General features: G+C 50.8%; 13 protein-coding genes. 7 read left to right on the top strand and 6 right to left on the bottom strand.

Annotated features, from left to right (window positions below):
* Window positions 1–265 precede the first annotated feature (265 nt).
* Window positions 266–2,674, top strand: coding sequence for a hypothetical protein (locus tag ACN0YR_RS02885; protein ID WP_417847693.1), 2,409 nt, complete (start codon window positions 266–268; stop codon window positions 2,672–2,674).
* A 429-nt stretch (window positions 2,675–3,103) separates the two neighbouring features.
* On the opposite strand, the gene ACN0YR_RS02890 is transcribed toward ACN0YR_RS02885, so the two are convergent.
* Window positions 3,104–4,387 (bottom strand): PQQ-binding-like beta-propeller repeat protein, encoded by a 1,284-nt coding sequence (locus tag ACN0YR_RS02890; RefSeq protein WP_417847694.1) that lies wholly within the window; start codon window positions 4,385–4,387, stop codon window positions 3,104–3,106.
* Between the two features lie 1,060 nt (window positions 4,388–5,447).
* Between ACN0YR_RS02890 and ACN0YR_RS02895 the strand changes: the two genes are divergently transcribed.
* Window positions 5,448–6,044: an RNA polymerase sigma factor gene (locus ACN0YR_RS02895; RefSeq protein WP_417847695.1), complete on the top strand. Its 597-nt coding sequence runs from the start codon at window positions 5,448–5,450 to the stop codon at window positions 6,042–6,044.
* The gene (locus tag ACN0YR_RS02900) at window positions 6,019–7,776 is read left to right on the top strand and encodes a serine/threonine-protein kinase (protein ID WP_417847696.1); all 1,758 of its coding nucleotides are present in this window, start codon (window positions 6,019–6,021) and stop codon (window positions 7,774–7,776) included. The genes ACN0YR_RS02895 and ACN0YR_RS02900 overlap by 26 nt, the downstream gene beginning before the upstream one ends.
* A 30-nt stretch (window positions 7,777–7,806) precedes the next feature.
* On the opposite strand, the gene ACN0YR_RS02905 is transcribed toward ACN0YR_RS02900, so the two are convergent.
* Entirely contained in the window at window positions 7,807–9,204 is a 1,398-nt protein-coding gene (locus ACN0YR_RS02905) for a sulfatase (RefSeq protein WP_417847697.1), read from the bottom strand.
* Between the two features lie 168 nt (window positions 9,205–9,372).
* On the opposite strand from ACN0YR_RS02905, the gene ACN0YR_RS02910 reads away from it, so the two are divergent.
* Window positions 9,373–10,440, top strand: coding sequence for an Ldh family oxidoreductase (locus ACN0YR_RS02910; protein ID WP_417847698.1), 1,068 nt, complete (start codon window positions 9,373–9,375; stop codon window positions 10,438–10,440).
* A gap of 168 nt (window positions 10,441–10,608) precedes the next feature.
* Here ACN0YR_RS02910 and ACN0YR_RS02915 read toward each other — a convergent pair whose 3' ends face one another.
* From ACN0YR_RS02915 to ACN0YR_RS02925, 3 genes are all read right to left on the bottom strand, one after another.
* Window positions 10,609–10,998, bottom strand: a complete 390-nt coding sequence (locus tag ACN0YR_RS02915; protein WP_417847699.1) for a DUF5658 family protein — start codon at window positions 10,996–10,998, stop codon at window positions 10,609–10,611.
* Between the two features lie 60 nt (window positions 10,999–11,058).
* Window positions 11,059–12,297 (bottom strand): aminotransferase class I/II-fold pyridoxal phosphate-dependent enzyme, encoded by a 1,239-nt coding sequence (locus ACN0YR_RS02920; protein WP_417847700.1) that lies wholly within the window; start codon window positions 12,295–12,297, stop codon window positions 11,059–11,061.
* Window positions 12,298–12,627: 330 nt separating this feature from the next.
* The gene (locus tag ACN0YR_RS02925; protein ID WP_417847701.1) at window positions 12,628–14,247 is read right to left on the bottom strand and encodes a hypothetical protein; all 1,620 of its coding nucleotides are present in this window, start codon (window positions 14,245–14,247) and stop codon (window positions 12,628–12,630) included.
* 226 nt (window positions 14,248–14,473) lie between these two features.
* Between ACN0YR_RS02925 and priA the strand changes: the two genes are divergently transcribed.
* The 3 genes from priA (at window position 14,474) to yidC (ending at window position 20,217) form a co-directional block, all read left to right on the top strand.
* Entirely contained in the window at window positions 14,474–16,759 is a 2,286-nt protein-coding gene (priA, locus tag ACN0YR_RS02930) for a replication restart helicase PriA (RefSeq protein ID WP_417847702.1), read from the top strand.
* 130 nt (window positions 16,760–16,889) lie between these two features.
* Entirely contained in the window at window positions 16,890–17,639 is a 750-nt protein-coding gene (locus ACN0YR_RS02935; protein WP_145202631.1) for a metallophosphoesterase family protein, read from the top strand.
* Window positions 17,640–18,129: 490 nt separating this feature from the next.
* On the top strand, window positions 18,130–20,217 hold the full coding sequence (yidC, locus tag ACN0YR_RS02940) for a membrane protein insertase YidC (RefSeq protein ID WP_417847703.1): 2,088 nt from the start codon (window positions 18,130–18,132) through the stop codon (window positions 20,215–20,217).
* Window positions 20,218–20,367: 150 nt separating this feature from the next.
* On the opposite strand, the gene ACN0YR_RS02945 is transcribed toward yidC, so the two are convergent.
* On the bottom strand, window positions 20,368–21,555 hold the full coding sequence (locus ACN0YR_RS02945; protein ID WP_417847704.1) for an exo-alpha-sialidase: 1,188 nt from the start codon (window positions 21,553–21,555) through the stop codon (window positions 20,368–20,370).
* Window positions 21,556–21,566 lie beyond the last annotated feature (11 nt).

Consider the following 21,566-nt stretch of genomic DNA (forward strand, 5'->3'; position numbering starts at 1 on the left):
GAATGAGATTGTTGTGAGTGCGGTCAAACCGTGGTGCAGTCTCGGACGATACCTTCCTCAGCGACCAGTTGTCACGACTGTGACTACTGTGTCGTTTATCCGTATCAGTTGAGCGTCCACGTTATTGTTTGTTGCGAGTTTGAGACACAACCGGGAAGTCGAACTTGTCTCCGTTGTGTGAGAGTATCTGAAACCAACTCAAAACAACAATCCAAGCGTGGTCATCGGCTTTCATGATTTTGACGAATCGGAAGCAGAGGACACTATGAGTCTTTCCCGGAACCTGTTCAAGGACGCCCGTTTCTTACTGATTGCCTCCGCATCAGGAATCACCCTCTTTGCATCTCACCTTCCCAGTGAGGCGTTTGATTCGGTGTTTTCTCGACCCCGTCAGGCTGCCGTTCAACAGAAGGTCGAGCCTGCTCGATTGCAAATTTCGAATTCGGACGTCCGTTCGATTTCGACGGTAAGTAGTGCCTACCCTGCAACTGGCCAAACGGTACAAACCCAGTACCAGCAGTCGACATCATCAGCGAGCGAGCGGGCGAAAAGTCTGTATGGCGGGCAGTCGCAAACGACCACGCAGCCGATTCAAATCGCTCCGGTTCCGCAACTGCAAAGTGTGCCACAGCAGCAGCAGGGTGCTCAATACATCTCGCAACAATACGGTGTGAAGCCACAAGCTCAGCAGAAGTATGCACAAGCTGTTCAACAGCAACCGGCGGCAGTTCAAGCTCCGCAGCAACAGCCTGTGGTGACGCAAACAGCAGCGACACGTTCGAATAAGCGGTCCTTCTTTGATCGGTTTGTCGGGAAACTCAAGGGGGATCACAATATTCCTGAGGGGCCACCGCAAGATCCGGGTATGCGATATACGCCTGTTTCAAAAGCTCCCAGTCAGCCACCGCAGCGACTGGCACCGGTTCAAACTCCACAACTGACTCAGCAACCTGGGAAGTTCGTCCCGCCACCGGTCCCAGGCGTGAGTGAGAGTGCTCCAATTGTGAGTGTACCAACCGAGAGGAAGGCATTTGTTCCGCCGCCGGTTCCTGGTGTCGCCTCCACAGAGTCGGCAGCGAATACATTTATTGCTCCCAAGACAGCAAACGCTCCAAAGCCGCGACTCTTCCCTTCCAGTGAATCAGCCAGTCCGGTTGATCATCCGCTGGCAAACTCGAATCAAGCTGCTTCCAGTTCAGCAGCGGTTCCGACTTCGAGCTTCATCCCTCCAATGCCAGGATCGGGAGATGAAATTGTCTCGGTTCCGAAGCAACCGGTCAGGCCGCAAACTGCTGCTTTAGCACCAGCAGCCCAGAATTTTCCTGAGCTGAAAGCGATCATGGAAGGGCCGCAAGTAGAGGTTCCTGCAGAGAAAAGCGTCGTGAAGATTGTTCCTGAAGAATCACCAATTACGATTCAGATTACCGAAAAGAAACAATCAGACACGACCTCTCGATCCTTGCAGGCTCCGAAGTCCGAAGCCAAACTTCCGAAACTTGGAATGGCAGTCCAGCCGACTCCTCAAGTTGAGAAGAAAGCTTCTGGGACCAAAGAAATTCCTATGGTGCCACCAGCCACGATACTAGAGGTTCCGGTTCCTGAGGTGTTAGAAATCCCAGCACTCGTGGAAACTCCGAAGCCTGCACCTTCAACGACCGAACCGCTTCAATCGGTCGATCCACTTGCTAATCCTTTCCCGGATGACGTGAAGCAAAAAGTCAATTCTGATGAAGAGACTGTCGAGCTTGCTCAGTCGAACGATTCGCCAACGACAGGAATGGAGCAGGTCGCACCTCCCACTTCCCCAAGCGAAGGTGAGAGTCAGTCAACAGAAACTCCTTATACAGGGTTGGCACTTGAGGGAGATTTGTTCCTGAAGACCAAAGTCCCTGCACCCGCCGAGCCAAGTACTGAAGAGCTTCCGATGCTCCCCGACTTGCCAGCTTCAGAGCCGGAAACCAAAAGTCAGTTAGCACTCGCCCCGGCAATGCCAGAACTTCCTTTGCTTCCTGCACCTGGCGAGATCAGTGATCTCTCCAAGACGAAGAAGGACGAAATGAAAGAAACCGAAGTCACTGCAAAAGCTCCGGTTGAATCTAATCCGTTCGCGAAAAGCATGGAGAAGGCAGCAGGGAATTCAACAGAACCAAAAGTTGCTGTCGAAACGAAGCTTCGGGCTCCAAAATTCCCTGAGCCAAAACTGACTCAATCGAAAGAGTCTCCACAACTTCAAGCACCGAAGTTGGAAGCACCACAAGCTTCGGAAACGAAAGTGGCTCAGTCACCCGAAAAGCCAAAGGCGAGTGGACGTCAATCGAAGATGGAACTGATTGCCTCTCGCAAAGGGATGACCGGTTTGAAAGGTTTCTGCCCGGTGAAGCTGCGAGATTCTCGTGACCTCGTTGATGTGAATGATGAATTCTCAGCCACATTCAACGATAAAGAATATCGCTTCTCATCAAATGAAGCCTTACAAGCATTCATTGCAAACCCAGAGAAATACGCCCCGGCGATTCATGGCAGCGACGTGATTCACCTGAGCTTGACCGGTGAAGAGCAAGAAGGTTCGCTCGACCATGCCGTCTGGTACAAAGGTCGTCTCTACTTATTCACGAGTGTGGAGACGATGGAAACTTTCGTGGCAGCTCCAAGCAGCCACTTGACTGCTCTTTAGAGCAGTTTGCTCTACCGTGTGCCCGTGAAGAACGCATTTCTCTAGTAAAAATACTGTTCGCCACGAGGCAGAACCTGCAAACCAATTCGAAAGATGCTCTAGAATAATGCAGTCTGTAAGCTGACGAGGCTTTGCCTCACCTGTGGTGCGTTGAATTGAGACGCCACTCAAAGTAGACGCCGCCCCTGTTCGAGAATTCTCGAACAGGGGTTTTTTATTGATTCGCGATAACCCGGATTCTTCATTAGTCAAACTCGGTTGGGTCCGCTGTGCGGGCCGAATTGAGATTGCTTCCGTTTGTAAATACCGCGATCCCGATGTGTTGGAGAGGTGAAGACCAGGATTTGTTTATTTAAAATGGCATCAGAAGTTTTGGAGAACGATACAACAGGGTCAGCAAAGCGGACCCTGATGTTCTCAATTCGTGAATCAGTCACGCAGGTCGTAGCTGAGTAGTTTGTTGCCTTCGCGAAGGTAGAGTTTGCCGCCGGTGATGACGGGGTGTGACCAACTCGGACGGCTTCCGCTTCCGGGGACTTCGAAACTGCCAACTTCTTCGAACTTCTCCGGTGATGCCTTGGCGAGTGTCATTGTGCCGTCGGTGTATCGAATGTAGATGTGTCCATCAGCAGCAGCCATGGAGGCTGAGTTTCTTCCCGAGCCGCGTGCTTTCCAGCGAATCTCTCCAGTCATCAAATCCGCACAGAATGGAATCCCTTTGTCGTCAGAATCGCCATAGAGTGAGTCTCCGACGAGAATGACTCCACCATGCTTGTTGGCAAGATGCGGAGTGATGGGATAAATCTCCTCGACCGTAACTTCACCCTCTTTGCCAGGGACCTGTCGTAAGAGGGCTCCTCCTCGGTTGTACCCGGCTGTAAAGAAGACAAGATCATCACGGACAATTGGAGTCGGAATGACAGCGGTTGTTTTATCGATTTCATAACTCCAGAGGAGTTTGCCATCCTCGGCACGCACGCCCATCGCTCCGCTGCCGGTGGTCGTCACATAGACTTTTGTTCCACCGATATTTGTGATCAATGTTGAGGCATGGCCAGCTCCACGATCTCCGTCACGGACGGTTGTCCAAATGACTCTTCCGTTCATCTTGTTCAAAGCGACCATCGTATTCTTCGTGCCACCGGGCGTCACGACCAGTGTGTCTCCGTCGATCAATACTGATTCGCTGTAACCCCAGCTATCTGCCTTCTTTCCGTTGAACTCTTTTTTGAGATCCTTGTTCCAGACTTTTTTGCCTTCGACGGTTGCACAGATCAGCTTGCCATGTGCGGTGAGCACGTAAACGCGATCCTTATCAACAGTCGGTGTACTGCGTGAACTTTGCCACGACTCTTTTCCGTCTGTCCAGGCGGGGCCGGTTCTCAACTTCCAGAGTTGCTCCCCGGTTTGCTGGTCGAAGCAAAACAGGAATTCATCATCATTTCGCTCACCGGGAATGGTGTCGCCCATCGTATAGATTCGACCATCAGCGATTGCAAGACTCGAATATCCTCGACCGAGGCCATCGGTTTCCCATAAGAGTTTCGGACCTGTCGCTGGCCAGCTTGTCAGTAAGTCCTGGTCGGGAGAAACCGCTGTCCGTGCGGGACCGCGAAAGGTGGGCCAGTCTCCTTCCGGTTTTGCAGCGAATGTGACTTGTACACATGTCACTGTGAGAATGCAGGTGAAGAGTAATTGGAGATAACGCAACATCAGTTCGCCTATAGGATCGCTGGAAGTGGCAGGGCAACGCAGACAACTATACTGCGTTTCGAGTGAGGATCAGTTCTAGAGAGTTTCGGATTCTCAGCGAAGAACGTCAATGGATCGTTCGTGATGACCGGCAGAAATTTTCATTCTCAGGCTCTGCGGTGGTTTTCTCTGATCGTGAAAGCTACGCCTGTTCGGAGCTCTCTTTCGGGAAGTTCCGCTCTGTGAGAGAGAGTTGGATTTCTTCCGCGAAGGTCTCGCTGAAGCGGAGGACTCTGTTTGTGGTACACGTTGAAACGGCACTTCGGGTTAGGCAAGTGGAACTGTGCTGGAAAGCTTGGTGAAGGCTGCGAGCAGCTTATCTCGTATCAATTGCCTGGTCGTCACGACGAGTGGAGTCACTCAGGATTTCGTAACGCAAACGGCCCACAGCGGGACCGTAAATCTCTGCCTAATCCTGCAGGAACCGTTTGCTTTCCGCAAATTCAGGGCGCACTTTAATTCTATACAAATTTCAGGATCGATCTTCGCGTCGTGCCTCGTGTCGAGCAGTCTATGGAGTCGTGAAAGTGCCCTCCATGGGGAAGTCGATCGTGAATGTAATCTAGGGAGCTTCGGGGATTTGTTCGGGGCTCGAAGCGGTCTGTTGTTGAGTCTGGAAACAATCTTGAAAAGAAAGCTGAAAGAAATTCAAAACTCGTGAGTACACACAGTGTCCTGCTATGGAAACTCCTGCTGCGGCCTGTGAGCCCACAGCCAAAAGTAATCCTAATTCGGCGCGGGACGAGAACCGTGAGAAAGAAGAAAGGAGTGTTCCGTCCTGTTGGACTCAGCGATTGATGTCGTGGAACACGATCTTCAGAGAGGCCGGATATTTCGAAAGTAGACTGGCCCGAAATTTGAGGGACAGTCGTAAATCTTTTTTGAATCCGAACTTCAAATTGAATGCCTCGCCCCCTTCCCCAAAGACTAATGCCCGCCCCGTTTGCAAGTGCGCGCACTACTGACGTACTGATTGATCTGTAAGCCCCCCCCAAAAAAAAAGAAATCTCCAGAGGCTGTGATGCCGCAGACACGTATTTCGTTACTCGTCCAAATTCGAGACCTTTCTGATTCCGAAAGCTGGTCGGAATTTGTTGCGATCTATTCACCCGTGATTACGAAAACAGCTCTGCGATTTGGCGTTCAGCCAGAGGATGTCGACGACATTCGCCAGGAAGTTTTTGTGCAGATGATGGCGACGATTCAACGGTTTTCGAAAGATGCTCGTAAAGGTCGCTTCCGAAATTATCTGGCACAGATCACTGCGAATAAAATCAGAGACAGGTGGAGGAAGTCATCGCGACAATCCGGAAATATTGAAAACCCGGCATTGATTCCTGATGAAGCTGAAACGACAGAGATGTTTGAGGAAGAACTGAATCGGCAGGTGATGGCATCGGCATTGCTTCGAGTTCGCGGGCAGTCGCGCGAAACAACCTGGAACTGTTTTCATCAGCACGTCTTGTTGAAACGGAGTGCTGCATTGGTTGCGCAAGAATTGAAGATCACGGAGAACGCGGTGTTCGTCAACTGTTCCCGAATCACAGCTCGCGTCCGTGAAGCCGCTCATTTCCTGAAGAAAGAAGCAGATTGTGCCCAGCCTGTGCTGCCTAAGTGAAGAAGCGTTGTGGAGTTGTGTCACCACGTCAGCTGGAGAAGAGGACGGCGAGAATTTTGACCATCTCGGAGATTGCGTAGATTGTCGGAGTCGGTTTGAGCGTCTGAGGGGTTCTATTGATGAGATCTACCAACTCGTTGACGTCGATCAATTTGTCGAAAGCGAGAACAACTTCGAAAAGAGAACCGATGAAGTCTTCTCGCTCTGTGTTGAAACGGAATGTCAGGTCGAACATGAATGCGAGACGGTTCAAGCTCCGCTCCTTGCCGGTCAGGTTTTGATTTCCAAGTATCGAGTTGTTCGCCTGCTCAACGCTGGTGGGCAAGGCCATGTGTATCTCGCACAAGATTTTCAGCTGAACCGAAAAGTTGCTATTAAGGTCGCTCGCTTTTCAATTGATGAAAATATCGTCTCTGCTGACACAGTCATCAGCGAAGGTGAGCTTCTTGCGAAAGTGAACCACCCACGGGTGGCACAAATCTATGATTGCGGTGTTCATGCGGGACGCCCTTATCTTGTGATGGAATATGTCGAAGGGTGTACGCTCAAAGATTATCTTCGAGATCATCCGCTCTCATCGCGACAGATTCACAAGATGATTCTCGATGTTGCCGTTGCGGTGAAAACGATCCACGCTCATGGGATTCTGCATCTGGATATCAAGCCTGAGAACATCATGGTAACCAACGATGAGCGATGTAAGCTCATCGATCTCGGCGCAGCCTGGTTTCACCCTCGTTCTTCAACGAACGCAGAAAGAATCGTTGGGGGGACGCTTGCTTACATGGCTCCGGAACAGCTTACGAGAACCGTTTCAGAGATCAGTGAACGGACCGATGTCTTCGGACTGGGAGCGGTCTTGTTTGCATTTCTTTACGGTTATCCCCCCGGAGTTGATCGTGAGAGTTCCGAGTGTTCTGAATCGCTTGGAATCGGGAGTCCTTCAGGTGATCGCGCATTCAAAGTTGATAAAGATTTGAGGCGGATTTGCTTGAAGGCACTGCGCCCCAATCCGAGGCAACGATACCCGAGTGCAGCTGCTTTTCTGCAAGCCTTGGCGTTGCTGGCGAATCGTCGCAAGGCCCCCTATTTGGTTTCTGCTGGGATGATCTGTTGTCTCATCGGAGCCTTGTCTCTGCTTTACAGTTCGGGAGCGTTTCTTCCTCTGAAGTCGCAATCATCGAGTTCGCGGGTCGCTGCTGCACCTGTCGATTCCGGTGACAGGTCCGTTGCGAAATACGTCAGAGTTAGCGTAAGAGATGCTCCGAATGAATCGGTTCAATTCTGTTTGTGGTCGGAGCGGACCGGCGTGCGTTTCTTTCCGGCGTTCCGTGTCTCTGGGGATAGCGGAAAAGAGCATCAGCTCAAAGGATCACTTCACGGAATTGAACTTCAATCCAGCAACGAACTCTTCGCAGTCCTGGCAGTTGATTCTCAATATCAAGGTGGGAATGGAGATGCGGCGCTCTCATTCGATCTGAGTCGTAAGCTGAAGAAGATTTCCAGTCAGGAAAATCAATGGGATCGCTCCGGAGTGATCCTGACTGAGGGGAATGTCTCGACCGGGCACCAGATCAGGCCAATTTCTCATCGAACATTGTCGGCGAATTCCCCGCCCATCAGCGGAGTGATTGTACACGCACTCGAGAAGGCAAAAACTCCAATGCACTACGACATCCAGTTGTCCTTCAACATGTACGAACCGGCGATCTGCAAAATTCGATCCCAGTGAAGTCGAGCATGTTCTGGGAATCCGAAAAGCTTAGTTTCTGGATGGCCTGTATTTTGGGTTAGGAGTTCTCGGGATTGGAGCGTGTACCTCTTCACGCCAAGCGAGCAGGGACTGATAGAGATCGTTGGCGATTTCTGGACGCGACTCCATCAGGTTCCGGGTCTCGCCGAGGTCTTCGCGAAGGTTGTAGAGCTCGCGATGACCCGTTTCAAACCATTCAATCAACTTCCAGTCACCTTTGCGAATTGCCCCCGCTGGAGTTGTGCGAAATGGTCCCCTCTGTGGATCGCCTTTTCCTTGCAGGTAGCAAGGGAAGTGCCAGAAAATGGCTTCTCGATTCAGGGATGATTGAGGGTCTTTGAGCAACGGGACGATGCTTCTTCCGTCCAGTTCGTAGTCGTTCGGTTTTGCGGTCCCTGTCATCTCCAGGAATGTTGGATACAAATCGATTCCGATGATCGGTTCATCACAACGTGATCCAGGTTTTGTGACACCATCCCAGCGACAGAGAAACGGCTCTCGGATTCCACCCTCGTAGAGCATGCCTTTGGCTCCTCTGAGTGGATGATTCGATGTTGCTCCTTCATGCCCGCCGTTATCAGAGTAGAAAATCACAATCGTGTTTTTTGTCAGCGAGAGCTCATTCAGTTTCTTCATGACTTCTCCGACACTGTTGTCGACGCTCTCGACCATGGCTGCGTACTTCGAGTTTTTCTGATGTTTCCCCGGTTTTTTTTGATCGTACTTTTTTATTAGTTTCTCTTCTGCCTGAATCGGGGTGTGGACGGCATAGTGAGTCAGGTACAGGAAGAAGGGCTTTTCCTTGCTCGACTCGATGAAGCGACATGCTTCGTCAGTCAGCCGATTTGTGAGATATTCCCCTGCTTTTTTCTGGGACAAATTCGGGTACTGATAAGGGCTGTGATATCCCCCGCCACTGGGACTGCCCCACTCCCGACCAGCGATGTTGATATCAAAACCTTGAGTAGTTGGATCTTTCCCGAGATGCCACTTTCCCATTGTGGCGGTCGTGTAGCCATTTGTTTTCAACGCTTCAGCGAAGGTGATGAACTCTTCGGCAAGCACTGTTTCATTCTCAATTGGTTCCAGTTTGCGGTGTTTGTGATTTCCTCGCCGAGGATCTCCGACGGTGTAGATTCCGTGTCGTGGGGGATACTTCCCGGACATCAGGCATGCTCGGCTGGGAGCACAATTGGGAGCGTTGGCATAAGCATCCGTAAAGACCATGGACTCGGCAGCGAGCTGGTCAATGTTCGGTGTCTCGTAGAATTCGCTCCCCATAAAGCCAACGTCGGCCCACCCCAAATCATCAATATAGAAAAAGACAATGTTGGGTTTCTCGGCTGCTTCGCAAGGTGAAAGACTCCCGGAAAACAACAGAAACGCGATGCAGAAGAGGCGTGTCATGGTGGAGAATTCCAATAGATTGTTGGACGATCAGATCGAAATTGGATGACTGATCTTAGCGAATTCAATTGAGAACGGCTCTTCTGCGAGTTGTTGATTGGTGATTGAGTCGGTTATTCTGAGTTTTCTTTCAGTCTCAGATCAGCCATTTTGCCAACCTGAAGAACGATGACACAGTCGATTCCATTCCCTAACGATCCTGCACAAGAAGTCCGACTCACTCCTGAGCAACTGACTCCTGTGTTGGAAGCGATGTTCGTAAAAAAGAGCATGTTCCAGTTTGACGCGTCTGTCGCAGTGAAGCGAATGCTTGAAGCGGACTTGTACGGAATCCCATCTCATGGAGTTGGTCGTATTTGCGAATACATCGATGCGATCGACCTGGGGGACATCGACCCCAGAGCGCGCGTGCTGGTGCTACACGAAAATGATGTGATGACGATGATGGACGGAAGTCGGTCCATTGGACATGTGGCTGCCACGAAGGCGATCGAGTCTGCTTCGGCAAAAGCAAAATCTTCCGGAGTGGGTGTTGCCGCACTGAGTAACAGTCAAACTTTGGGGGCGGCTTCGGTTTATGTACGACTTGCAGTTGAGCAAGGGCTGATCGCAATTTGCATGAGTAGCACAGGCGGTGCGACGGTCGCAGCTCCAGGGACAAAATCTGGAGCGGTCGGGAATGCGGCATTTTCATATGGAGTCCCCATTCAAAATGGTGCTCCGGTGATTTTTGATTCAGCTTGCGGAGCATCGTCTTGGGGAAAGTTGCGATTGCTTGAACAGTACGGGCTTCCGATCCCTGCAGGGATTGCATTCGATGAGCAGGGAGAAGAGGCGACAACCTTTGAAGCTGCCAAAGTGCTCCAGTCTGGCGGTAAAGAATTAGGCTATGGTCTGTCGCTCCTTTGCTCCATCCTGGCTGGTCCACTGTCGGTCGGTCGAATGCCGATCAAGAAAACTCGCTCTGACTCGGCGGAAGACTCTCAACACTTTTTCATCGTCTTTGATATCTCCAGCTTTCAAGATCCAGAACGATTCCAGAAGCAACTCAACGCGGGGCTCGATGAAATTCGGGAACTCCCTTCAGAATATCCTGGAGAGCCAGTGCGCATTCCTGGGGATCGAAGCCAGCAGTGCTTCCAGAATTATTCTCAAAATGGGATCCCGTTTCATCGATCAACAATCGACGAAATTCGAGCCCGCGCAGAGCAGTTGGGCGTTGTTGTCGAATGGTAAAACAACCATGAGACGAACCACACATCTCCACGAGGCAGGGCTGCTTGACCTTGTATTAAGACTGGTCTAGAGCAGTTTGCTCTACCGTGTACCCGTGAAGAACGCATTTCTCTATTAAAAATGCTGTTCGCCACGAGGCAGAACCTGCAAACCAATTCGAAAGATGCTCTAAACGATTCCGGATGCTCGGAGATAGAGGATTAAACTGTAGATCACGACACCGGAAACAACGACGGTTCCGAAGTTCAGTACCCAGGCAGCTTTTTTCAAGTCTTTTAATGCGACGACTTGAACGATGAGACAAACGACAACGACTAAACCGAGCTTGAAGTAGAGCATTCCCTTGATGGGGCCCCAATGCGCCAGAAAGTAATTGGCGATCGGGTTCGACTCCCGAACAAGGTCTGCCTGTAAGAGCCAGTACGTCATAAAGAAGTCGATCATGTTCACCAAGATGAACATCGACGTTTCTGCTTCAAGTGGCAACTGTCTGAGCAGTAAACGCTTCAGGTTTCCGGGTGAGGCTTGTTTGCGATCTTCTTCAGACTGATTTGTCATTGAGTCGTAGTCACTGTTTCACAGCAAGTTTGAAGCTTGCTGTGAAACCGCTTTTTCAAGTTAATGCGATGCTTCTGCAGTGGCAACGGGGGCGCACTTGCCGATCTCGCGAACCGCTTGTCGGAGTCGCTGAGTGTTTTCCACAATGGCCAACCGAAGGTAGCCTTCGCCATCTTCGCCAAAGCCACGACCCGGACTGACGGCGACACCACCTTCTTCGAGAAGTTTCATCGAGAAGTCGATTGAACCCATGGCGGCGTATTGATCGGGGATTTTTGCCCAGACGAACATTCCAGCCTTCGGGCGTTCGATTTCCCAACCGAGTCGCTCCAGACCATCACACAAAGTGTCTCGTCGATTTTGGTATTTCTGTGCCAAGGTCTCAATTGAAGCATCGCAGTGACGCATGGCGACAATAGCAGCGATTTGGATCGCCTGGAAAATTCCGTAGTCGTAGTACCCTTTGATCGTTGCGAGTGCGCGGACCATCTCTTTATTGCCAGCACAGAAACCGATCCGCCAACCGGCCATGCTGTAGCTTTTGCTCATTGAAGTCAGTTCGACACCGACATCAATCGCTCCAGGTGTCGCAAGGAAGCTGGGGGCAACATATCCGTCGAAGCAAATGTCGGCGTAGGCAAAATCGCTGATCACCATGAAGTCATATTTTTTTGCCAGCTTGACCAACTCAACATAGAAGTCCGCTTCGATAACTGTTGAAGAGGGGTTATGCGGGAAGTTGACAACGACCACCTTTGGCTTCGGGTAAAGGTGGTCGCATGTGTAGGCGACATTTTGCAGAAACTTTTCTGGCTCGCGGACATCGAGTGCGATGACGTTGCCAGCTGCAAGCATGACCGAATACATGTGAATCGGGAATGTGGGCGAGGGGACAATGGCTGTGTCACCAGGACCCATTAACCCCAGGCACATGTGAGAATAACCTTCTTTGGAACCGATGCAGGCAATCACTTCGTCATCAGGATTCAGTCGGACGCCGTACCGCTTCCAGTACCGTTTAGAGACTTCAGCACGGAGATTTCCGATTCCGTTTGAAACGGAATAGCGGTGATTCTTCGGGTCTTGCAACGCCTGCGTCATCTTCTCCTGAATCAGCGGATCTGGAGGATCGGTCGGATTCCCCATGCCCAGGTCAATGACATCAATACCCGCGACCCGCTTTTCGTATTTGACCTTATTGATCTTCCCGAACAAATAGGGTGGCAGTCGCTTGAGGCGATCAGCAACAGGGATGGAATAAGGATTGTCAGGAATCGGAACTTCGGATTCGCTTCGCATAGCTGTGAGTCTGGTGCTGATGGGGTTAACGAACTCTAACAATATCTGAACACTTGCATGTGAACATGCGATTGTGATTTCAGCAATATTGTCGGCGTTTTCAGAACTGATCCGTAAGCTCGAACTTGGCCTTTCAAATACTGAGAACGTTTCTCATCGCATTCCCAGTGCTTTTGACAGGCTGATCGGACCGCATGGACCCGCGTAGGGTGATTCTACCCGTTCGGACAAACAAGGGCGAGATTGAGTTCTTGAGAAAGTGGGTGATCTGCTGAAAGTTTCTCAGTTTCGACTTCGACTCTGAGAGTTCAAACTGGTATTTCGGTCGTGTTAACGGACGGTGAAACTGATGGTCTCTGTGGCAGATTTCCCGCTGAACTCATCGTAGACGGTTAATTTCAGGACATGTTGTCCGGAACTCAGATGAGCAGGCAGATCAATCCGATAGCTGTTGTAGTAGTCTGTGCGGATGCTCTGGCAGCGATCTTCGGTAGCTGGGAAGCTACTGCGGTCGACCAGTTGGCCGTTCAGGTCTCCCTGATAAATTTCAACCGATGAGCGAAGTTTGGTGATGAAATCGTTTTGGTCAGAGGACTCGCTTTGAAAGTTTCGGACATCGCAGTAAATGAGGACCGGTTCCCCAGGTGTCAGTTGTGTGGCGTCAATCGGTTCAAAATTCCCGAACCCGTTGATACGAGAGCAGAAGCTGACGTTTCGCAATTGAAGTTTCGCTGAAATTTGCAGGTAATGAGTGGCCGAACGAAGTTGTTCAATTGTCATTGTTGAGCGTTGAGAGGGGTTGATTCCCTCCTCGTTCAGATAGTTTGAAAGTCCCCAGAAGATGGAAGTCCAGAACTCCTGGTCCGCCGGTTGCAGTCCGGGAATGGGCTGCATGGCAAGTTGCTTCTGATCGTTGACGAGGTAAAGCATCCGCAGAGCGACCTGCTGACGAAGTTCGTTTCGAGTCAGTGAGCCTGACCCGGCTGAACCTGACGCGGAGGCCTCTGCTTCCATCAGTGAAACGAGCTTATGAAGTTCTTCTTCCCACAGCTTTGCACCGGGTGCAATTCGTAGCGAATCGGTTGGTGCGGTTGCTGTGACCTTTGGATCTTTTTCGAAGAGGACCGTTTTCGCTCGTGAGGTCTGTTCCTCTGATTCTTTCTCGGTCTCCCCGCCGTTACGGAAAGGGATCGAGATGATTTGTGGAAGAGGCTTTGATCGACGGTCTCGTTTGGACTCTGGGGAATCGGAGTGTTCGTCTCGACTAAAGTTGAGTGGGTTTTTCTCCCATTCAGTGAGCGATTTCAACTGGCCTGACCATTTGCGAGTCGTTGGTTCATCAGCCTCTGTTTTCGAATCTTCCCGGACTGTCAAACCTTGGCTCTCTTTGGAATGGTCAGCTTGAGTGAGTTGGCCAGTCTCTGGGGCCTCGGTAGTCTCGCGTGAAGGAAGTGCGGGCTGCAACGTATGACCGACTCTTTTGATATCCCGAATTTCAACTTTTTTATCAGCAGGGGACTGGTCAGAACTGTTTTGCTCACTGCGACTGGCTGCTTGAGCAAGTCTTTCAGCACCCAGGTCGGCGCGTCTGGCTCGGAGTAACTGTGAGACCTTGGCTGCATCGACCGTTGCCAGATACTGAATCCATTCTTCCCGTTCTGCAGGTGATGCATCACGAAGTTCTGTTTCAATCAATCGCTCTGTCGCGGCGTCATGCTGACGAATGTCATCGTTCTTGGACTGGCGTGCTATCAGAGGTTGTCGCTTTGGAGCTGATTGCTCTTTGCGGTCGAGAGCTTCAGTATCTTTCTTTGTCTCACGAGACACATCGCGTTGCAGCTTTTTGAATGGCGAGGTGAATTTCAGCTTCGGTGGAGACGAAATGGATGCGCAGCCCGTCAGAATAACGAGCGCAAATATGCTGACCAGTTTGGCAAATTGCCAGGTCATCTTGGCATCCTTGCCTAAGATTTGGGGGGAAGAAGGGAACTTTCAATTTCGACACGTCTCGCTGACGCTATGTCATCTGCTAGACTGCAACAAGATCAAACAATTCGGGTTGGTCCGGTGATTTTCAAAGTGGAAAAAATTGCCGAATGTCAGTCCAGGATACACAAGAATCCTGCTTTTCCATTCTTTCTAAAGCTCCTAGAGTGTTGTTTTTTCGTTCGGATTCATGAGCCCAAAGCATCAAAAAGGACTGTTTCAATTAGAACCCGAGCCAGCTCCGTGGGAATTGGCTGCGGGCGCGGACCTGTTGGCTGCTCAAGTTGTCTTCAACCGTCCTTTAGATACTGTGTATCACTATCTGGTTCCTGAGCCGCTGCGAGAAATGATCGAGCCCGGACAACGGGTGAAAGTCCCTTTTGGTCGAGGGAATACTCCGACGCTGGGATATTGCGTGGGGCTGACGAGTGAGATCTCGACGAGTAAGCGGCTGAAGTCGATCACGGAAGTTCTGGATCGTCAACCGCTTCTGTCTCAGCAGATGCTCGATCTCACCCAATGGATTGCAGATCGCTACTTGAGCAGTTGGGGGCAAGTTCTTGAGAGCGTGGTCCCAGCCGGTGTCAAAAGGCAAGCAGGGACAAGAGAAGTCGTCTTCTATCGCATTGCTCCTGATCTCACCGATCTTGAATCGTTGAAGTTACCGAAGAAGCAACACGCTGTGATGCAGATTTTGGCAGAATCCGAAGAGGCCCTGCGAGTCGATGCTCTTGCCGAAGCTGCAGAGTGCGGCACCTCTCCGATTGATTCGCTTCGAAAAAAGAGACTGATCGTCCCAGAACGCCGTCGGATGAATGTCAATAACATCACCGAGATGCATGTTGAGCATCAGGAGGACCTCAAGCTTAACGGCGAACAGCAGTCCGCGCTCGATGCCATTCTCAAGACGATCCGAGCTTCCGAATATGAGACGATCTTGCTGCATGGTGTGACCGGGAGCGGGAAGACCGAAGTTTACATTCAGGCGATTCGCGAGATCGTCAGCTACGGTCAACAGGCAATTGTTCTCGTCCCGGAAATCAGTCTGACACCACAAACGATTCGTCGCTTTCGTGCACGTTTCGACAACGTGGCGGTCTTGCACAGCCATCTCAGTGATGCCGATCGACACTGGCACTGGCAACAAATTGCACAAGGCGAAGTTCAGGTGATCGTTGGGGCGCGAAGTGCGATCTTTGCACCGACCCCGCACCTGGGGCTGATCATTATTGATGAAGAGCACGAATCGACTTTCAAGCAACATTCGACACCCAGATACCATGCTCGTGAAGTGGCCCGCGAGCGAGCGCGGCGTGAGGGGATTCCACTGATTTTGGGGACTGCGACACCGACTCTGGAATCGCTCGTGCGCACGATTGAGGGGCATGACAAATTAATCGTCATGAAAGATCGCGTCGAACAGCGACCTCTGCCGCCGGTTACCATTGTCGATGTCCGTCATGATCCTCTGATTCAGCGGCGACATTCACTCGGCCGAGCGCTGACGAATGCGATGCAACAGGCGTTGAACAGTGGAGGGCAGGTCATTCTTTTCTTGAACCTGCGTGGATTCTCACCGGTTCTCTGGTGTCCAAAGTGTACTGGAATCCGTTGCCCCGATTGTGATGTGACTCTCACTTGGCACAAAGACCGGGGACGTTTGCTGTGTCACAGTTGCGAATATGAAATCCCACCACCTGAGCGATGTCCAAACTGTGGTCAGCCGGGGATGAGATTCCTCGGTGCTGGAACGCAACGACTTGAAGACGAAGTTAAGAGCAAGTTTCCGGGGATGCGTCTTGTCCGCATGGACAGCGATTCGATGCGGAAGCCCGGAAGCCACGATGAAGCACTGACGGCCTTTCGCGAGGGAGAAGTCGACATCCTTCTCGGAACACAAATGATTGCAAAGGGTTTGGATTTTCCGAATGTGACCTTAGTCGGCGTGATCGATGCGGACTCGCTGTTGCATCAACCCGATTTGCGGGCAGCTGAGCGAACCTTTCAGCTCATCGCTCAGGTGGCTGGAAGAACAGGCCGTGGTGAAAAGGAGGGGAGAGTTCTCGTTCAAACAATGAATCCGGATGAGCCGGTCATTCAGTTTGCAGCTCATCACGACTACTACAAGTTCGCGAGCTATGAACTGAAACAACGCAAGATGGTGATGGCTCCTCCGTATCGGAGTATGGCCCGTGTCATTCTCCGCTCACTTGATGAGGAGGTCGTGGCGGAGGAAGCCAAGAGAATCGTGAAATTCATTCGTTCACACATTTCTGAAAAGAAGCTTCCCGTGCGAGTCCTCGGTCCTGCTCCGGCACCTATTACACGATTGCGAAAATATTTTCGTTATCATTTCCAAATGACCAGCGATCAAATTCAAACAATTCAGGATCTCTGGAGAGAGATTGTTCCGTATTTGAAGATTGCAACAGATGTTGAGCTGACAATTGACGTCGATCCAGTCGATTTACGCTGACACACAGGCAATAGTAAGCAAGAATAGTCAACGGTTGACCTGCAAACGCACTCTCTCGTAAACTGCGGGACTGTTCTGCAACACCTGCATTCACTAGTTTTTTTCTCGTAACATCAAGTGAGAAATTCGGTTGCGTGCCATCATCAGCGACATTCACGGCAACCTGGAAGCACTGGAAGCCGTTCTAGAGGATATCCGCGGGCAGGAGATCTCCGAGATTTACTGTCTAGGTGATATTATTGGATATGGCCCCAATCCTCGTGAATGTATCGATCTGGTGACGAAGAATTGTCAGGTCACAATTCTGGGAAATCACGATCAGGCTGCACTCTTCGATCCTGAAGGGTTCAATGCCGGGGCTGAACGTGCCATCTTCTGGACACGCTCACAGCTGGAAGCGGGTGACCCGGCAGGCAATGAAGCACGCTGGGAATTTCTTGGTGAACTCCCTCGAATGAAGCGGGAGGGCGAATATCTGTTTGTCCACGGTTCCGCCCGCAACCCTCTGAATGAGTACGTCTTCCCGGAAGATGTCTACAATCAGCGGAAAATGGAACGGATCTTCGGACTCGTCGATAACTACTGTTTTCAGGGACACACCCACATTCCGGGTGTCTTTACTGAGGACTACAATTTTCTCTCTCCGGACGAGGTCGATTTTCAGATCGAGCTGGGAGATACGAAGGTTCTCGTCAATGTGGGATCGGTCGGACAGCCGAGAGACAGCGACAATCGTTCTTCTTATGTCATCTTGGATCAAGAGAAGAAAACCCTCACATTTAAGCGTGTTCCTTACGATTTCGAGAAAACAGCAGCCAAAATTTATCCCATCCCGGATCTTGATGACTTCCTCGGACATCGACTTCGCGATGGTCGATAGGACTCTCTGGGGTGATTTTCTCGACAGTTTCTCTCTATTCTTTCTCTATCGGAATACTTGAAATATGTGACTTTCTCAGCCTTTGAGTGGTCATTTTAAGGTTTTCAGAGCATCTTTCGAATCGGTTTGCAGGTTCTGCCTCGTGGCAAACTGCTTGATTCAATTGGCAGATCGACATGATGCTGCAGCTGAGAAACAAAACGGATCAGCACGACTTGATCATCTGTGCAGGTTTCAGGACGGTTGACCTCTTCAAAAACCGGGAATTGCAGCGAACCTGCTGGTGAATTCGCCGGAGTTCCTCATAATGTCCGTTTCTGAGTGATCCCTCGTTTCCGGATCGCTGTATACCTATGACACCATACAAACTGAATTTTCGCGGTTGGCTTGAAGAATTACTAATTTCGAAGCTGCCTCAGCGAACAGTTTGTTCTGCGATAGACTCGATTGTGAAAGGAACGGTCTGAAATATAGACCGTCTACGTCACCCATGGATCAGCGTCGATACATGTTCTTCGTCTTGTTGACGATGGTCTTCTTTATTTTCTGGATGCAAATTGCTCCCGGACTTTTTCCTGAAGTCTTTCCAAAGCCAAAGCCCAAACCTGTGGCTGGTGAAAAGGGGGACTTCAATGAAGAGGCACTGCTCAACTCTAAGAAGGGCGAAAATCCGGAGGCAGCGAACTCTGCGTCCGCCGATCCGAATGCTGTGAAGCCGGCTCCTGCAGGGGATGCCCCCGAAGAAGAGCCAAAGGTTGAACTGCAAACGTTTCCCGCTCAGCAGATCGTGCTCGGAGAATCGGGGTTTGCAGGCAAGTATCTTCTCAAAGCACAGTTGAATACTCAGGGAGCTGCTATCGATTGGGTCGAACTGACCGACCCGCGATACACAACGCTCAACCGCAAACAGCAGTTCAAAGTGGTCGGGAATCCGATTCCAGTCAAAGGTGATCGACGTGTCCCCAAAACTTTTGAAATGCAACTCCCCCAAATCGATGGCCAGCTGAAAGATTTTGGGACATCGCTCGCCGAAGTTGATTGGAAGATCAGCCAGCAGGATGCGGACTCTGTCACATTCAGCTATCTCGCTCCCAAAAAGGACCTGGAAGTCTTTAAGACGTACCGCATTCAACAAGCGGATCTGGAAAAACGTGATAAATCTCCGACCGGCTATCTGCTGGAGATGGACATTAAGATTGTCAATCACTCAGAGAACACGGTCGAAACGGTTTACACGTTGCAAGGGCCGGTTGGTTTGGAACTGGAGAATGCGGACAATACACGTTCGTATCGGGAAATCGACGTTGCGACAATTGAAGATGCCCGTTACCCAGATAAGACGACTTCCATTCACCTCACTGCTGCCGATCTGGTGAAACAGACGAAGAAGGCCAAGGATGGTGGGAAACCTGTTGTCTCCTGGCGAGAGCCGATCAAGTATGCCGGTCTCGACGTGCAGTTCTTCACTGCCCTGATTTTGCCAAATCGATCTGAAGATGCCCCTGCCGAGAAACTTTTTGAATCGGTCGTTCCGCAAGTTGTGATGGAAGATGAGAAGCCGGAACGAAGTAATCTCTCAATTCTTCTTGAGTCCACAAAGCAGACACTCAAAAAAGATTCAGAAGTTGTTCACTCGTTCCAGACTTATTTCGGTCCCAAGAGAAAGCAGCTTCTCGAACCGATTCATGCGGGCGATGTTGTGCGACTGGGGTGGTTTGGAGTGATCGCCAAAGCGATGCTGGCGGTTTTGGACTTCTTCCACAACTGGGTCGGCTTGCCGTATGCGTTCGCGATCATCCTGTTGACTGTCGTTGTACGGGGAATGATGTTCCCAATCTCGAAGAAGCAGGCGATTGAATCGGAGAAGATGAAGGTTCTCGCACCGAAGCTCAAAGAGATTCAGGAAAAGCATAAAGACAAACCCGAAGAATTCGCCAAGGCGTATCGTGCGTTTCAGAAGAAATACAACTACCACCCGATGGTCGGTTGCCTGCCTGCTTTGTTGCAGCTTCCCATTTTCTATGGGCTGTATACGTCACTTTATCAGGCGATTGATTTACGTCTGGCCAAATTCCTGTGGGTCGACAATCTTGCTGCCCCGGATGCACTGTTTGATTTCGGGTTTGCGATTCCCTGGGTTGGTTTCACAACATTCAATCTGTTGCCAATTTTGACAGTGATTCTGTTTGTGGCTCAGCAAAAAATGTTCACGCCTCCTCCGACATCGGATGAGCAGGCGATGACATACAAGATGATGAACTACATGATGATCTTCATTGGCTTCATGTTTTATCGTGTGCCAGCTGGATTGTGTTTGTACTTCATCTCCTCCAGCTTGTGGGGAATTTGCGAACGGACACTCCTGAAGAAAAATGTCAACGCAGATGGAAGCGTTGTTGAGGTCGAAGAACCGACAACCGCAGTCAAAGCGAAGGATGAACCGCCGAAGCCGAAGAAGCCTCCCGGTTTTATTGAACGCCTCCGAGAAGCAGCCGACCAGGCTCAACAAAATGCGTCAAAGAGTTCGTCCAGCGACCGCAAGTACTCCAAGCAAAGCAAGAAAAACAAAAAACGGTAGAGGGCAGTATTCGCGATCAGTCTGCACGCAGAATGCTGCATCTTTGGCAGTCGTTTAAATCCCCAGTGAGTCTCACCGAGGATTAAATGGGACGCTCTGAAGACCTGTAAGTGACTTGAATTCACCACCGGTGATGATTGAGGATGCGCTTTACTTGCGAAGTTCAGAAATCGGGATGATTGCCATTTCGGCGCTGTTGATGTTCATTCCTGATCGGCCTCCGTTGTTCGAATAGCCGACATACAATGATCCGTTGTGTTCGATGGCATAAGGATAAGAGAGCTTCGCTTTTGGATGTGACTCCCCTGGACCACCGGGGAAAACAGCATCGCGAATTGTGTAGATTCGGCTGAACGAATCGGCTCCCGCCTCACTCAATGCTATCGTCAAAGGAGAGCGACGGTGACCAGAGTCGGAAGTCGTCGTGCAGATCAGATAACTCTCACCGGTGCTTAATGTTCCGGCGTATGGCTTCGAACCAGCCATTGGGAGGTTCGTCGGGTGTGATGGCGTCCACGATTGTCCGAAGTCTTCGCTCTTCGCGAGCAGTGCGAATGCCTGCCCACCCCAGCGCGATAGATTCAGAATATGGTTGTCGCGTACAAGAGTTGTTGACTCGCCCCACATCTTGATCGACTTCGGCTTCGAGATGACCACAACATCCCATCTGGTGAAGTCGTCGCCGTGACTGATGGCGACAGCGGCCGGGTTTCCTGCGCCAACTTTCAGCCCGCCGATGATCCAGTTGCCATTGCTCATCAGTATTGGTTCTTCCATCGGCCAGAACCCATCACCAATCACGCGCCCTCGAAATTTCCAAACTCCATTTTGTTCATCCAGTACATATGCGCGCGTATGAACATCTTGGCGGTTTCCGTAAAACGCTCCCATGAACGCCCACAGCTTTTCGCCGTCTGAATGAAAGACGCCATGGCTGACAGCCAGATTTTCGTCGCTGCCAGAATCGATAGTGAAGGTCTCGCCCCAAGTCTTCCCGCCATCCTGACTGACACGTCCGCGTGCCTCTTCGCTGGCGGTATTTTCAATCCCTTTGTTGTGTCCCCATGAGGCGTACAATTTCCCTTTGTGCCAGCAGAGAGCAACGCCATGCAGAAAGCCATATCCACCATCCACTGTTGGTTCATGTTCTTTGATGACATGAAACTTCACATGCGGTAGTGACTTGATCTCAACCGTCTTGGGGATTTTTTGTGAGGCATCCCAAAGCTGGAGCGGGCGGTCTGGAATCTCGTCTGACTGCGCGAACAGACTTGAGTGGATATCGAGTGAAACGAAAAGTAGTAGCCCCGTTCTTAAGAGTCGGTTCATTCTGTTCATAATTGCGATGT

This window comes from Thalassoglobus sp. (assembly GCF_048270125.1).
In the GTDB taxonomy this organism is placed as follows: Bacteria; Planctomycetota; Planctomycetia; order Planctomycetales; family Planctomycetaceae; genus Thalassoglobus.

Excerpts from the sequence above, each read along its gene's own strand:
- ACN0YR_RS02885 (WP_417847693.1), top strand. The coding sequence starts at position 266 with ATGAGTCTTTCCCGGAACCTGTTCAAGGACGCCCGTTTCTTACTGATT.
- ACN0YR_RS02890 (WP_417847694.1), bottom strand. The coding sequence starts at position 4,387 with ATGTTGCGTTATCTCCAATTACTCTTCACCTGCATTCTCACAGTGACA.
- ACN0YR_RS02895 (WP_417847695.1), top strand. The coding sequence starts at position 5,448 with ATGCCGCAGACACGTATTTCGTTACTCGTCCAAATTCGAGACCTTTCT.
- ACN0YR_RS02905 (WP_417847697.1), bottom strand. The coding sequence starts at position 9,204 with ATGACACGCCTCTTCTGCATCGCGTTTCTGTTGTTTTCCGGGAGTCTT.
- ACN0YR_RS02910 (WP_417847698.1), top strand. The coding sequence starts at position 9,373 with ATGACACAGTCGATTCCATTCCCTAACGATCCTGCACAAGAAGTCCGA.
- ACN0YR_RS02915 (WP_417847699.1), bottom strand. The coding sequence starts at position 10,998 with ATGACAAATCAGTCTGAAGAAGATCGCAAACAAGCCTCACCCGGAAAC.
- ACN0YR_RS02920 (WP_417847700.1), bottom strand. The coding sequence starts at position 12,297 with ATGCGAAGCGAATCCGAAGTTCCGATTCCTGACAATCCTTATTCCATC.
- ACN0YR_RS02925 (WP_417847701.1), bottom strand. The coding sequence starts at position 14,247 with ATGACCTGGCAATTTGCCAAACTGGTCAGCATATTTGCGCTCGTTATT.
- priA (WP_417847702.1), top strand. The coding sequence starts at position 14,474 with ATGAGCCCAAAGCATCAAAAAGGACTGTTTCAATTAGAACCCGAGCCA.
- yidC (WP_417847703.1), top strand. The coding sequence starts at position 18,130 with ATGGATCAGCGTCGATACATGTTCTTCGTCTTGTTGACGATGGTCTTC.
- ACN0YR_RS02945 (WP_417847704.1), bottom strand. The coding sequence starts at position 21,555 with ATGAACAGAATGAACCGACTCTTAAGAACGGGGCTACTACTTTTCGTT.